This window comes from Dietzia sp. CQ4 (assembly GCF_014145125.1).
Taxonomy (GTDB): domain Bacteria; phylum Actinomycetota; class Actinomycetes; order Mycobacteriales; family Mycobacteriaceae; genus Dietzia; species Dietzia natronolimnaea.
In genome coordinates this window covers 1-14283 of sequence record NZ_JAALDZ010000372.1, presented here as the reverse complement: position 1 = coordinate 14283, position 14283 = coordinate 1, and the positions used below count along the sequence as shown (strand labels likewise).

Here is a 14283-nt window from a genome sequence, read left to right as displayed (position 1 = left end):
GGCGCCGGGCAACAGCGCGGCGAGCTCCTCCTGCTGGCGCAGGGGGTAGAGGCGGTCGGTGGTCACCCCGCCGATCACACAGGGAACGGGACAGGAGCGCAGGGCCTGTTCGACCCCGCCTCGTCCCAGACCCACGTCGTGACGGTTGAGTGCGTCGGTGAGCAGGACATAGGTGCAGGCGTCGAAGCGGGAGACGAGCTTGCCGGCCTGGTGGTCGAGGTAGGACTGCACGGCGAAGCGCCCCGACATCGACAGGTCCTCGCCCCGGGGGTCCTCACCCGGTTGCGGACGGTTGGCGAACCGCTCGTCCAGTTCCAGCTCTCCCCGGTAGGACAGGTGCGCGATGCGACGGGCGATCCCGAGTCCGGCGACGGGGGTGCGGCCGGTGCCGTGGTACCCGCCCTGCTGCCAGTGCGGGTCGGAGGTCACGGCCATGATCTGCGCGGTCTGCACGCCGATCTGGTCCGCGGAGGCGCGCGCCCCGACCGCGAGGACACAGCCCGCCCGGACGCGGTCCGGATGGGTGACCATCCACTCGAGGGTCCTGGCCCCGCCCATGGAACCGCCGATCACCGCGGCCCACCGCTCGATCCCCAGCAGGTCGGCCAGGACCCGCTCGGCCTCCACCATGTCGCGGACGGACACGGCCGGGAAGCGGGCGCCCCAGTAGTGGCCGTCGGGGTGCAGTGAACTGGGGCCCGTCGACCCCCGACACCCGCCGAGCACGTTCACGGACAGCACGCAGTAGCGGTCGGTGTCCAGCGGCAGCCCGGGCCCGACGAGTCCGTTCCACCACCCGGGCGTCGGGTGGAGCGAGTCCACGGAGCCGACCACGTGCGAGTCCCCGGTCAGCGCGTGCTCGACCAGGACGATGTTGGACCGGTCCTCCGAGATCCGGCCCCACCGCTGCACCGCGAGGGTCACCCCCGGGAGGACGACACCCGTGACCAGCGTGAGGTCGCCGATGGCGACACGGCCGAGGGTGCCGTCGCCCGGGGGCAACAGCGCGAGTGGATCGGTGGGGCGGACCATGCGGGCGGACGTCAGGAGAGCGCGGCGAAACCGAGCTCGAGGTCACCGATGATGTCGTCGACGGCCTCGATGCCCACCGACAGACGGACGGTCGCCGTGGTGACCCCGGCGATCTCGTTGGCCTCGGGCGTGCCCTGGGAATGGGTGGTGGTGGCCGGGTGGCACACCAGCGACCGGACGTCGCCGATGTTGACCAGGCACGAGTGCAGCTTGAGCGCGTCGATGAACGTCCACGCCCGCGTCGTGATGTCCTCCTCGGACGCGCCCTGCGGCACCGCGAGGTCGAACGTGACGATCGCGCCCGCACCCTTGGGGGACAGCTTCTTCTGCAGCGCGTTGTACGGCGAGGAGGCCAGGCCGGCGTACTGGACGCCCGCGACGTCCTCGCGCGCCTCGAGCCACTCGGCCACCCGCTGCGCGTTGGACACGTGGCGCTCGATGCGCAGGCTCAGGGTGTCGATGCCCTGGACCAGGGTCCACGCGTTGAACGGGGAGGCCGCCGCGCCGGTGTCGCGCAGGAGCGTCACGCGGGCCTTGAGCGCGAGGGCGGGCGCCCCGAGGTCGGCGTAGACCAGACCGTGGTACGCGGGATCCGGGGTGGTGAAGGACGGGAACACGTCCTGCCCGTCCCGCTGCACGCGCCAGTCGAACTTCCCGCCGTCGACCAGGACGCCACCGAGGGAGGCGCCGTGGCCACCGAGGTACTTGGTGGCCGAGGAGACGACGACATCCGCCCCCAGCTCCAGCGGGCGGATGAGGTACGGGGTGGCCACCGTGTTGTCGATGACGAGCGGAACCTGGTTGCGGTGCGCGACCTCGGCGATCGCCGGGATGTCGAGGATGTCGTTCAGCGGGTTCGAGATGGACTCGCCGTAGAACAGCTTGGTGTCCGGCCGTACCGCCGCCTGCCAGGAGGCGGGGTCGTCCGGGTTCTCCACGAACGTGGTCTCGATGCCGTACTTGGGCAGCGTGTGCCGGAGCAGGGTGTCGGTACCGCCGTAGAGGCGGGGGGAGGCCACCACGTGGCCACCGGACTGCGCGATCGCCTGGATGACCGCGGTCTCGGCGGCCTGGCCGGACGCGAAGAGCAGACCGGCGACGCCGCCCTCGAGCGACGCGATGCGATCCTCCGCGGCGGCGACCGTGGGGTTGGTGATCCGGGTGTAGATCGGGCCCATCTCGGCGAGCGCGAACCGGTCCGCGGCCTGCTTGGCGTCCGCGAAGACGTACGAGGTGGTCTGGTAGATCGGCAGGTTGCGCGCACCGGTGTCGGAGTCGACCGGCTGACCGGCGTGGATCTGGCGGGTCTCGAAGGCCCAGTCGGGATTGCTGTTGTCGTACGTCATAGGGGCGGAGCCCCTCCTCTCGTCAGAAGGGTCCGGCCGCTTGACGACAGCGGACCCGCGCTTGCCTGTCACCCGGGTGGGTGGTGGCCAGGTCGTCTCCCGGGGCACCCCACCGCGGTGGAGGGTTGCCGTCCAGCGAGCCGGGGCTTGTCGCTGGAACTCATGACCTGGGGAGAGGTTAGCCTAAGCCGCTCGGCGGCGGCAACGAGGGGTAACGGCGCGCAGGGGCCTCTCGGGAACCGGGCGGATCCGTAAGATGAGGCGTACGTCACAGTGGTGCCGACACGCGGGCCCCGGAGGGGCGAGCGGGGAGAGAGGGTCCGATGGCCAGGATCAAGGTCGAGGGGACGGTCGTCGAACTCGACGGCGACGAGATGACCCGCATCATCTGGAAGTTCATCAAGGACGAGCTCATCCACCCCTACCTGGACGTGGACCTCGAGTACTACGACCTCGGCATTTCCAACCGCGACGCCACGGACGACCAGGTCACCGTGGACGCCGCCAACGCCATCAAGAAGCACGGGGTGGGGGTCAAGTGCGCGACCATCACGCCGGACGAGGCCCGCATGGAGGAGTTCGGTCTCAAGCGGATGTACCGCTCGCCGAACGGCACGATCCGCAACATCCTCGGCGGGACGATCTTCCGCGCCCCGATCATCATCTCCACCGTCCCCCGCCTGGTGCCGGGCTGGACCAAGCCGATCATCGTCGGCCGGCACGCCTTCGGCGACCAGTACCGCGCCACCGACTTCAGGGTGCCCGGAGCGGGCACTGTCACCATCACCTACACGCCGGCCGACGGTTCCGAGCCGATCGAGCACGAGATCGTCGAGATGCCGGACGACGGCGGTGTGGTCATGGGGATGTACAACTTCACCGAGTCCATCGAGGACTTCGCACGCGCGTCGTTCAACTACGGACTGCAGCACGGTTACCCGGTGTACCTGTCGACCAAGAACACGATCCTCAAGGCCTACGACGGCGCGTTCAAGGACATCTTCCAGGACGTCTTCGACCGCGAGTTCAAGGCGGATTTCGACGCCGCCGACCTGACCTACGAGCACCGACTCATCGACGACATGGTCGCCTCCGCGCTCAAGTGGGAGGGCGGGTACGTCTGGGCCTGCAAGAACTATGACGGCGACGTGCAGTCCGACACGGTGGCCCAGGGCTTCGGCTCGCTCGGCCTGATGACCTCGGTCCTGCTCACTCCGGACGGGAAGACCTGCGAGGCCGAGGCCGCGCACGGGACGGTCACCCGCCACTTCCGGCGGCACCAGCAGGGCGAGCCCACCTCCACCAACCCGATCGCGTCGATCTTCGCCTGGACCCGCGGGCTCGAGCACCGGGGCACTCTCGACAACACCCCCGAGGTCATCGAGTTCGCGCACCAACTCGAGGACGTCGTCATCTCGACCGTCGAGGGCGGCCAGATGACCAAGGATCTCGCCCTCCTGGTCGGCGAGGACCAGGACCACCTCACCACCGAGGATTTCCTCGCCGCCCTGGACCAGAACCTCAAGAGGGCCCGCGCCTGAGCGGCTACGGTGTCGGACAGTGGTCCATCTCACATGAGGGCCGCCGTCCGCCGACCCGCGAGCACCCGAGGAGCACCACGTGGACCAGAGTCCCCTGATCGACATAGGCCTGCCCGTCGCGCTGGCGATCATCATGGTCGGCATCGGGCTCAGCCTGACCAAGGAGGACTTCGCGGTCCAGGCCAGGTCGCCGTGGGCCACGATCGTCGGACTGTTCGGCCAGCTGGTCCTGGTGCCGCTGACGGGCGTGGTCGTGGCCCTGGTCTTCGGGCTCCCCGCGATGCTGGCCCTCGGCGTCGTCCTGGTCGCGGCGACCCCCGGCGGGGCGACGTCCAACCTCATCACCTATCTGGCCCGCGGCAACGTCGCGCTGTCGGTCATCCTCACCGCCCTGACCTCCGTGGCCGTGATCCTCACGCTGCCGATGTGGTTCGGTATCGGCGCGCGGGTCATCCCGGGGGCCTCCGACGCCGAGGTGACCGTCCCGCTCGGCCAGACCTTCGGGCTCCTCCTGGGTGTCATCCTCATCCCGGTCCTTCTCGGCATGCTCCTCCGCGCGAGGAGGCCCGCCCTGGCCGCCCGCATCGAGCGCTTCGTGGGCATCGTCGGACTCGTCGTCCTGGTGCTGCTCATCGTGGGCATCGTGCTCGGCGAGAGGGACCGCATCGTCGACCTCGTCGTGGCCGTGGGACCCGCGGTCGTCGTCCTGAACCTGGCTCTGATCGTGGTGGGCGGACTGCTCGCCTGGGTGTGCCGGCTGCGCCGCGCCGAACAGATCGCGATCGCGGTCGAGTTCGGCATCAAGAACACCACGTTGACCCTGCTCATCGCCTTCACCGTGATCGGCGACGAGGAGGTGGGGCTGGCCGCCGCCGTCTACAGCATCGTCATGTACGTCACCGCGTTCCTGGTGGTCTACGGCGGTCGGCGCCTCATGCGCACCGCCCCCTGATCGGGTCTGTCAGGGCGGGCCCGCGCAGGGGTGGGCGTAGCCTGCTCCGGTGACCACGAGCCCCGCCACCGGCCCCGCGCCGACCCCCCGCCGCGTGGCGGTCGCGATCCTCGCCCTGGCGCTGGGCGGGTTCGGCATCGGCGTCACGGAGTTCGCGGCGATGGGGCTGTTGAGGTCGATCGCCGACGACTTCGGGCTCACCGAACCGCAGGCGGGACACGTCATCACCGCCTACGCGCTCGGGGTGGTCGTGGGCGCACCGCTGTTGACCGTGTGGACCTCCCGGTGGCGCCGCCGCACCCTGCTCCTGGTGCTCATGGCGTTGTTCACCGTGGGCAACACCGCCGCCGCCTTCGCGCTCTCCGCCGAGATCCTGGTGGCCGCGCGCTTCCTCGCCGGCATCCCGCACGGGGCCTACTTCGGTGTGGCCTCGCTGGTCGCGGCCTCGCTCGCCGGCCCGGGCAAGCAGGCCCGCGCGGTGTCGCTGGTCCTGCTGGGTCTGTCGGTGGCGACCGTGATCGGTGTCCCCGCGGCCACGTGGCTCGGGGAGGCCGCCGGGTGGCAGGCGGCCTTCCTCGCGGTCGGGGTGATCGGGGCACTGACCGTGGCGGCCATCTTCGTCGTCGTCCCCGAACCGTCGGGCGCGGTGGTGGTCAGGGCGCGCGAGGAGTTGGCCGCGCTGGCCCGCCCGCAGATCCTGGCGACCCTGGCCGTGGGCGGTGTGGGGTTCGGCGGGATGTTCGCCGTCTACACCTACATCCAGTGGACGATGGTCGACGTCGCGGGGATCGACCGCGGCTGGATGCCCGCGGTGCTGGCCGTCTACGGTCTCGGCATGGTGACCGGCAACCTGCTGGGCGGCGTGGTCGCGGATCGGGACCTCGACCGCGGGTTGGTCGCGATCGCCTCGGCCATGACCGTGGTCCTGGCCCTGTTCACGGTGGCCGCGCACCATCCGGTCACGGCACTGGTGGGCCTGTTCCTCGTGGGGGCGACGGGGTCGGCACTCGTGCCCGGACTGCAGGCACGGCTGATGCAGTACGCGGGCCGCGGGCAGACGCTGGCGGCCGCGCTGAACCACTCGGCGCTCAACGCCGCCAACGCGCTGGGGGCGTGGCTCGGCGGAGTGGTGATCGCGCTGGGCTTCGGCTACACCTCTCCCGCACTCGCGGGGGCCGCCCTCGCGGCGGTCGGACTGGCGATCCTCGTGGGCGCGGTCGTGGCCGCCCGCAGACCGGACCGGGACGGGGTCAGGACGGCGTGAGCGCCGGCACGAGCCACCGCTCGAGCAGCGCGCGGACCTCGTCCTCCGGGCGCGGCACGTCCGTGGAGGAGTCCAACAGCGAGATGAGCAGTCGCATGATCATCTCCGCGAGACCGTCGAGGTCGGCGTCGGAGACCCCGGCGTCCGCCCACTCCACGGGGAACCGGCGCAGCATCGCCGAGCCGTAGTCGAGCATCATCGGCGAGGTGGCCGCCCGGCTGAACGTGGCGGTGTCGCCGAGTTGCAGCAGCAGGTTGAGTCGTGGGTCGCTCGGCACCGTGCGCAGACAGAACAGGATGCCCTCGACCACGGCCTCCGCCGGGGTCCGGCTGCCCTCGAGATGGGAGACCATCCGGTCGACGAAGTCCTCGGCACCACGAGCCGCGACGACGCTCACGATCTCGCCGATGCTCCCGAGGTGTCGGTACACCGTCTGCCGGGTCACGCCGAGCTCGGCCGCGACGTCGGAGAGCGTCGTCTTGGCGACCCCGTGCCGGTCGATCAGGCCGGCGGTGGCGTCGATGATGCGCTGACGCGCCTCCTCCTCGTCCGCCGGGGGCCGGCCGCCCCACCCGTGTCTCGCCATCGGATCAGGGTGTCACATCGGCCCCGCGCGTCCGCGGATTCCCGGTGCCCGCGGTGGTGCCGGGGGCGGAGCCGACCCCGCCGGAGGGGGACCGGGTCGCCAGGAGGGCGGCGACGACGAACCAGGTCGCGACCGCGAAGCAGGCGAGCGCGTACCACCCGCTCCCGATCGGGGTGCCTCCGGTGGTGACCCCGTCCGTCGCTCCCCGGAAGGCCGGGAGTGCCGCGATCCAGAACGCCGCGTGTACACCGACGTAGAGGGCCGGGTAGACGCGGACGAAGGCCGGTGAGGCGACCGGTGGCGTCGAGCCCCGCCAGGTCCGGCGGGTCCCGTCCGCCAGCAGCCACAGGCCGACGAGCCAGAGGATGCCGAGGAACGTCCAGAGGATGGTCCGTTGGAGGGTTCCCTCGCTCTCGGCGTCCACGCCGACCCTGGTGGGCGCGGCCAGGATCACCATGAGCACCGGGGTGAGCACCCCCGCGACGACGGTCCGCCAGGCCACCGAGCCGCCGCCCATGGGCGTTCCGGTGCGCCCGGGCCCGCCCAGGAGCGTGACGACGAGCCACACCATGACGCCGAAGGACACCGAGGCGAACACCCACATGCTGTTCATCGGGACGGAGGCGAACATCGGCGTGTTGATCATGTTGTCGGGGTTCCACGCCCACCACCTGAGCTGGGGCCCGAGTTGGTCGAAGATCTCGTAGAACACCTGGCTGGCGAAAGCGGTGGCGATCGCCCCGATCGCGGCCCCGCGCCGGGCGAAGATCCCCAGGGCGCGGACGAGCTCGTAGGTGAGCTGTGAGATCACCGGGTAGAACGCCACGATGTACAGCGGCAGTCGGTCGAACATGAACTGCACGGTGAAGACGTTGTGGGAGAAGATGAAGCCCACGTAGTCCTGCAGACCGAACCACTCGGGGAAGTACAGCGGCGGCTCGATGACCGCCAGGTAGATCAGGGAGGCGAACCACAGTCCGAGGTTGACCGGGTCGCCGTCGCGCCTCCAGCGCCGCCACGCGTGCACGAGGGCGAAGACCGCACCGGCGATGATCAGCACCTCGAGCAGGGGCATGGTCCAGTGCTCGAGGGCCATCGGTGAGCGAACGGCCCCCACGGGGTGTGCGTCGTCGCAGGAGAAGCCGAGGAAATCGGCGACCTGCCGGGCATCGGGTTCACAGGAGTACGCCATCGCTCAGCCCTTCGTCTGTCGGGTCGCGGACCGGACGGCGGAGGCCGCCGGTTCCACGGGGTTCGCGGGATCGGAGTAGTCGGTACCGGGCGGGTCGAGGCGGATGTCGAAGCCACCCGGCACGCGGGTGCGGCCGAGCGCCTCGCGGACCTTGTGGCGCAGCAGGCCGTAGACGAAGCGCGGGTCCGTCATCATGTCGCGGAGCGACTTGTCGAGGTTGAACACCGCGGTGAACGTCTGCTCCACGTGGTCGTCCTCACGGGCGGCGGCGGTGATGGCGTTGAACACCGGCCACGACACCCGGGACATGATCCTGCGTCGCCACGCGGGCGCGACCTCCGTGCCCTCGGCGAAGTCGTATCCCTGGTCGCGGGCCATGGCCAGCATCCACGGCACCTCCAGCGACGCGCGCTGCCGGTCGAGGAACGCGCGGGTGAACGAGGAGTCGAGTGACCGGTGCTCGGCCAGGACGTCCGAGAGCACGACCGCCGAGCGGGCGGCCGAGCTCATCCCCTGCGCGTAGAACGGATTGAAGGCGCAGGCCGCGTCCCCGATGGCCACCAGGCCCAGTGGTGGGTGTGCCAGCTCGTCGTAGCGGCGCCACTTGTTGCCCGTGGCGCGGGTGAGGTGCACCTCCGAGATCGGGGTGCCGGCCCGCATGGCGGCGGCGAAGGTGGGCGCGCGGAGTCGGTCGGCGGCGGCCTCGAACGTCTCGGGCGTGCGCGGCATCCGGATCCCCCACGAGCCCATGCACGCGATCGCGCGGTCACCCTCGACGGGGAAGAAGTTGGAGAGGAACTCGTGCTCCTGCGGATGGGGGCCGGTGTCCTGGGTGGGGGTCAGGACCAGGTGCTGCCACCACCAGTTCGGCGGCCGCTGCGAGGCGTCCGGGAGTTGGTACCAGCGGGACGTGTAGGTGACCTTGGCGTCAAGGGTCTTCTCGGGGACGGCCGGCCAGCCGGCGGCCGCGAGCCAGTCCCGGACGGAGGACCCGCGACCGAGGGCGTCCACCACGAGATCGGCCTCGAGGATCCGGGTCTCGCCGTGCGCGTCGCGGTACTCCACCCCGGTCACTCGCCCGGCCGGTGTCCCGCCTCCGGTTGTGGACAGGCCCGACGCGGTCACGCCCTCGCGGATCTCGATGGTCGGCAGGTCGCGGACCTTCTCCCGCAGGACACGCTCGATGAGGATGCGGGAGGAGTAGATCATCGTCATGGTGCTGGTCTTGCGCGGCCCCCAGCCGTCCATCTCGCCGTAAGCCGCGTCCATCGAGGGCATCAGCAGCATCCCGCCGGCCTCGATGAGTGACTCCTCGAACCCGGGGAAGATCGTGCCGATCGCGCGTCGCCCGGCGTTGAGGACGAAGTGCGGGTGCTTGCTCTGGGGGACCCCGCGCCGGTGCTCGGCGCCGGGCGGAAGCTCGTCCCGCTCGAGGACCACCACCCTGTCGAAGTGCGGCGCCAGCACGCCCGCCGAACACAGGCCCGCCACGCTCCCGCCGAGGACCACTGCCGTCGCTCCGTGCATCCTTCAGTTCCCTTCATTCATACATTGATCGTCTCAATGTATGAATGTACGAACCGGGTGTCAACGGGTACGTCTGACCGGGTCGGTAGCCTGAGCGGCGTGAGCCTCACCGTCAGCACCGTCAACGTCAACGGGATCCGTGCCGCCGTCAAGCAGCGGTCGGAGACCAACCTCGGATTCCTGCCCTGGCTGGAGGGCAGTGGCGCGGACGTGGTCGCGCTCCAGGAGGTCCGCGCCGACGAGGGCCAGACCCGTAAGGCGCTAGCCCCGGCCCTCGACGCCGGCTGGCACCTCGTCGGCTCCGCCTCCTCGCTCAAGGGCCGGGCCGGCGTCGCGCTGTTGTCCCGGCACGAGCCCGCGGAGGTGCGCATCGGGCACGGTGATCCCGAGTTCGACGAGTCCGGCCGCTACATCGAGGCGGTGTACCCCGGCGCCGTCGACGGGGAGACCGTCACCGTGGCCAGCCTCTACCTGCCCTCCGGGACGGCCGAGACCCCCAAGCAGGACGAGAAGGACCGCTTCATGGCGAGCTTCCGGGAGCACCTCGCCGAGAGCGCGAAGGTGGTCGGCGCCCGCGACGGTCACGAGATGATCATCTGCGGCGACTGGAACATCGCCCACCGCGAGGCGGATCTGAAGAACCACAAGGGGAACCACAAGAGCTCCGGCTTCCTGCCCCACGAGCGTGAGTGGATGTCAGAGTTGTTCGCCGACGCCAGTGGGTGGACCGACATCGTCCGCCATCGTCGCCCCGACGAGATCGGCCCGTACTCCTGGTGGAGCCAACGAGGCAAGGCCTTCGACAACGACGCGGGCTGGCGCATCGACTACCACGTGGTGACCGACGGCCTGGTCGATCGTGCCGTGGCCGACCGGGTGGACCGTGCGAGTGCCTACGACATGCGGTGGTCCGACCACGCGCCGGTCACCGTCGTCTACGAGTGACGACGACGAGGGCGTCCGCACCGGAGGGGCCCGCGATCGCGGATGCCGCGCGGCGAGCACATCCGTAACCTCGGCTCCATGCCGACGTATGCGACTGCCGACCGTCCTGAGCGAGCCGGACTCGAGGAGTTCCTGCGCCCGCGGCACCGCGCGGTGCTCATCACGCGGAAGTCCTCGGGAGGGCTGCAGAGCTCGCCCGTGACCTGTGGTGTCGACTCCGAGGGCAGGCTCGTCGTGGCCACCTACCCGCAGCGGGCGAAGGTCGGGAACATCCGACGAGCCCCGGCGGTCAGCGTGTGCGTCCTGTCCGACGACTTCACCGGCCCGTACGTCCACCTGGACGGCACCGGCGAGATCGTCGACCTGCCCGGCGCCGTCGAGCCGCTGGTCGAGTACTTCCGCAGCGTGGCGGGTGAACACGACGACTGGGACGAGTACCGCGCGGCGATGGTGCGGCAGGGCAAGTGCCTCATCCGAGTGACGATCGACGACTGGGGGCCGGTGGCCACGGGCGGGTTCCCGCCGCCGAGGGTCAAAGCAGCAGAGTAATCGGATCGTCAAAATAGAATTGGTTATCCAGTTTGTATCGGGTGCATACGGTCGACTTAAGAATCGGCACCGTCCCTACGGTCCGGACGGCTCGGATCAGGTCCGGAAATTGAGGGCCTTATCTCAGAATTTATCGAACCGCTTCTGTGGGATGACCGCGCCTGGTGTGGGACCGAAGCCGTTTGAGTTCTTTAGCCCCTTCTGTTCGTAATTAACCAGAATTATAGGGCGCGTGAGCTAACCTGGGCAACCTTTCAAGGCCACTAACCTACTGATGTTCGCGGCCCTCCAGTGGGTCGACTTCCAATTCGCCCGATGCGAAACCAATATCCCATGGAAGGTATGGGCCCAGGCCGAAGAGAGTCCACCCCCTACCGTTCCGCCAGACCAGGGTCAAGATCTGTGCTCGGTGGGGAGCGCTTTCTTCTTGAACGTGTTCGAGCAGTCGAACGTATCCAATTCGAGGTGTCGGGTACCAAACATGGGTGGCCACATTGGCAGTACGGAGGAGCTCGCGCACTTCGGCAAGTTTCTTATGGTCAATCTCGCTCCAGCCGCTTGCGTGTGCTGCGAGCAACTCGCGAAAGCGCTTGTCGCTTATGGACACATCGGAAGCGGCGTTTGCGAAAGCGAACACGACGCCGAGAGGATTGTAGGGATTGTCGGGGGGGCCGGCTTGAGCGACTGCCAGTTCGTCGCCCGCCTGGACGATACGCGCGGCTCGCGGCTTCTTGATTTTGTAGAGGCCCCCGTCGAAGCGTCGCTCCCACCGCTTCTCCTCATGGTCGCGAAATGCCACCTCCGCAACTAATCCGTGGAAGGCGTCATGTGCAAACTCCCCGAATCCGAGCATGCCCATCGTGACGTCGTAAACAAACTCGCGCTTCGGGGGGAGTGTAGGGATGACCCGCGGCGCTGCCAAGGGGCCAAGCTGGACGGTTCCGTTTCCAGTGGAAACTCCGCAGAGAACCTCCACTTTAAACACTGGTTCGTCGGACTCGTTGGCGAGATGTAGTGAGACTCTTCGCCGGTAGAACTCACCGCTGGCACTTGGTATGTACTCGTGCTCCACCCAGGCCGATACTAAGGAGGCAACTTTCCGTCGCGCCAGACTCCGTCGCCTAATGGAGAGTGTCAGAGCGACGGTAGCTTGAACAATTGCAACGCTTAGTGCGACTGCAACTGCGCCGACGGTGCCGATTGCGGTCCAATAATCGTACCTGTCCGGTGACATAAGACCCCCTCTTATGGGTTGCCGGGTCGGTGTAAGCATTGCGATTGCGCCGACCGGGCTAACTGGATGTGAAAGCTCTAATTTGAGAGTTTATTGTCGCACCCTATCGTTCGCGGAAACACGTTACTGTCGCTGCTTATGCAAACTGCACCGCCTCATGTAGAACTAGTGAGGACGATCGGTGGGGGTCTGCGAGTGCATCTTCGTGTGAAGTCCGCCGACCGAAGTACACCTTAGATGTCCCTCAATTGGCTCTGGTCATATCGACCCCTCGGTCGAGTCTTTCCTCTTCAGCGGTCTAGCGTCAGAGTGTCCGCCATGGTGTTGGGGTTCCCCATTAGTCTCAGTGCGAAGTTGACGATTTAGCGTCGCTAGACCCGTCTCGAAACGTCGGGATCAGCTCGTTGCAGGAAGGCTGTTGGCCGAGGCGTGCCCGCAAGAGCTCGACTGGGAGCGCGTGGGAGGATGGGCTCCATGTCTGAGCAGTCCACTCCCGCAGCTTCTGCGCCCACGACCGCCGCGACCGGGGCGCCCGCGAAGCGCCAGCGCGTCCTGTCCGGTATCCAGCCCACCGCCGACTCCTACCATCTCGGCAACTACCTGGGCGCCGTGCGGCAGTGGGTGGACCTGCAGGACGATTATGATGCCTACTACTTCATCCCCGACCTCCACGCGATCACCGTCAAGCAAGATCCCAAGGAGCTGCGCGAACGGGTGTTCCGCGGCTGCGCACAGCTCCTCGCGCTGGGGGTCGATCCCGACCGCTCGGTGCTGTTCGTGCAGTCACATGTGCCCGAGCACGCCGAGCTGGCCTGGGTCCTGGGGTGCATCACCGGGTACGGCGAGGCCGCCCGGATGACGCAGTTCAAGGACAAGTCGTCCAAACAGGGTACGGACGGGACGACCGTGGGGCTGTTCACCTACCCGGTGCTCATGGCCGCCGACATCCTGCTCTATCGCCCGCACCTCGTGCCGGTGGGGGAGGACCAGCGGCAGCACCTCGAGCTGACCCGCGACCTGGCGATGCGGTTCAACTCCCGCTACAAGAAGACCTTCGTGGTGCCCGAGGGCAAGATCCTCGAGGGCTCGGCGAAAATCTACGACCTGCAGGACCCCACGGCCAAGATGAGCAAGTCGGGGGAGAACCCCAAGGGAATCGTCAATCTGCTCGACGACCCGAAGGTCTCCGCCAAGCGCATCCGCAGCGCGGTGACCGACTCCGACGGTGACATCCGCTTCGACCGCGAGATGAAGCCGGGGGTGTCGAACCTGCTGACCATCCAGTCGGCGTTCACCGGGCGACCGGTGGCGGAGCTCGTGGCCGACTATCAGGCCGCGGGGGCGGGGTACGGCGCGCTCAAGACCGACACCGCCGATGCCCTCGAGGCCTTTGTCACCCCGTTGCGCGGTCGGTTCGACGAGTACATGTCCGACAGGGGCCAACTCGAGCAGATCCTCGCTGACGGCGCGGATCGCGCGAGATCCGTGGCCGGGCCCGTGCTCTCGCAGGTCTATCAGGCGGTCGGGTTCACCGCACCGCGCCGCGGATAGGACACCCAGGGCGCAGGCCACTGCGTAAGAAAAAATCTATACAGATGTATCCTTACAGCGACGAAACCCAAGTTCACGGCGTAGACCGCGGGGCGAAACACCTCCGTCACACTACGTCCTTAGAGTCGCTTTCAGCTCGACGGGGAGAGGAACCCGTCGGGTGTCACATCACCTGTAGGGAGTGGAAACATGGGTCTAGTCGCCGGTCTCATCGGAATCGTGGGGGATCTGCTCCATCTGCTGCTGGGCGGCCTGTAGGCCCCGCGCCGCGGTCGACGAACGGCGCCCCTCGCCAGACGTGGTGAGGGGCGCCGTTCCGTGTGCGGCGCGCCTCCCCGGCAGAACGTCCGCGCGGAGGGAACTCAGGTCTCGGCAGTGCCCTGATGGAAGGTCTGGCGCCAGGAGCCCCTGGACCGGACCCACACCGAGCTGCGCAGGATCGAGTCACCACGGGACCGCTCGCGCCAGATCACCAGGATCGTGTCGGAGGCGAGTTCGCGGGCCTCGATGACCTCCATCGTGTGGTCTCCGGATGCCTGGTCGGTCGCCCCGGCGGCCGCGAGC

General features: G+C 68.5%; 12 protein-coding genes, 1 pseudogene and 1 riboswitch. Of the genes and pseudogenes, 6 read left to right on the top strand and 7 right to left on the bottom strand.

What is annotated here, in order from left to right:
• A partial coding sequence (locus G6031_RS17235; RefSeq protein ID WP_182653928.1) for a homoserine O-acetyltransferase occupies positions 1–1032 on the bottom strand: 1032 nt, incomplete at its 3' end.
• Positions 1033–1043: 11 nt separating this feature from the next.
• A complete protein-coding gene (locus G6031_RS17230; protein WP_182644263.1) occupies positions 1044–2378 on the bottom strand; it encodes a PLP-dependent transferase in 1335 nt (444 codons plus the stop codon).
• A gap of 52 nt (positions 2379–2430) precedes the next feature.
• Positions 2431–2546, bottom strand: a riboswitch (SAM riboswitch).
• A gap of 155 nt (positions 2547–2701) precedes the next feature.
• Here G6031_RS17230 and G6031_RS17225 point away from each other — a divergent pair.
• From G6031_RS17225 to G6031_RS17215, 3 genes are all read left to right on the top strand, one after another.
• Entirely contained in the window at positions 2702–3919 is a 1218-nt protein-coding gene (locus G6031_RS17225) for an NADP-dependent isocitrate dehydrogenase (RefSeq protein WP_182618215.1), read from the top strand.
• A 79-nt stretch (positions 3920–3998) separates the two neighbouring features.
• The gene (locus G6031_RS17220; RefSeq protein WP_182639157.1) at positions 3999–4871 is read left to right on the top strand and encodes a bile acid:sodium symporter; all 873 of its coding nucleotides are present in this window, start codon (positions 3999–4001) and stop codon (positions 4869–4871) included.
• A 49-nt stretch (positions 4872–4920) separates the two neighbouring features.
• The gene (locus G6031_RS17215) at positions 4921–6135 is read left to right on the top strand and encodes an MFS transporter (RefSeq protein WP_347238522.1); all 1215 of its coding nucleotides are present in this window, start codon (positions 4921–4923) and stop codon (positions 6133–6135) included.
• Here G6031_RS17215 and G6031_RS17210 read toward each other — a convergent pair.
• From G6031_RS17210 to G6031_RS17200, 3 genes are read right to left on the bottom strand one after another with little or no spacing between them, the layout of a single operon-like run.
• Complete coding sequence (locus tag G6031_RS17210; RefSeq protein WP_182644264.1) at positions 6122–6721, bottom strand: TetR/AcrR family transcriptional regulator; 600 nt, start codon at positions 6719–6721, stop codon at positions 6122–6124. The genes G6031_RS17215 and G6031_RS17210 overlap by 14 nt on opposite strands.
• A gap of 4 nt (positions 6722–6725) precedes the next feature.
• The gene (locus G6031_RS17205; protein WP_206682178.1) at positions 6726–7913 is read right to left on the bottom strand and encodes a hypothetical protein; all 1188 of its coding nucleotides are present in this window, start codon (positions 7911–7913) and stop codon (positions 6726–6728) included.
• 3 nt (positions 7914–7916) lie between these two features.
• Positions 7917–9440 carry an FAD-dependent monooxygenase gene (locus G6031_RS17200; RefSeq protein WP_182653927.1) on the bottom strand — a complete coding sequence of 508 codons (1524 nt, stop codon included), beginning with the start codon at positions 9438–9440 and terminating at the stop codon, positions 7917–7919.
• A 99-nt stretch (positions 9441–9539) separates the two neighbouring features.
• Between G6031_RS17200 and G6031_RS17195 the strand changes: the two genes are divergently transcribed.
• Both G6031_RS17195 and G6031_RS17190 read left to right on the top strand, forming a co-directional pair.
• A complete protein-coding gene (locus G6031_RS17195) occupies positions 9540–10385 on the top strand; it encodes an exodeoxyribonuclease III (protein WP_182644266.1) in 846 nt (281 codons plus the stop codon).
• A 78-nt stretch (positions 10386–10463) separates the two neighbouring features.
• Positions 10464–10934, top strand: coding sequence for a PPOX class F420-dependent oxidoreductase (locus G6031_RS17190; protein WP_182653926.1), 471 nt, complete (start codon positions 10464–10466; stop codon positions 10932–10934).
• A gap of 268 nt (positions 10935–11202) precedes the next feature.
• On the opposite strand, the gene G6031_RS17185 is transcribed toward G6031_RS17190, so the two are convergent.
• Positions 11203–12006, bottom strand: coding sequence for a hypothetical protein (locus G6031_RS17185; protein WP_182653925.1), 804 nt, complete (start codon positions 12004–12006; stop codon positions 11203–11205).
• A 636-nt stretch (positions 12007–12642) separates the two neighbouring features.
• Between G6031_RS17185 and trpS the strand changes: the two genes are divergently transcribed.
• Positions 12643–13719, top strand: a complete 1077-nt coding sequence (gene trpS, locus G6031_RS17180; protein ID WP_182653924.1) for a tryptophan--tRNA ligase — start codon at positions 12643–12645, stop codon at positions 13717–13719.
• A gap of 362 nt (positions 13720–14081) precedes the next feature.
• Here trpS and G6031_RS17175 read toward each other — a convergent pair.
• Positions 14082–14283, bottom strand: a pseudogene (locus tag G6031_RS17175) (DUF4440 domain-containing protein); the annotation flags it as partial.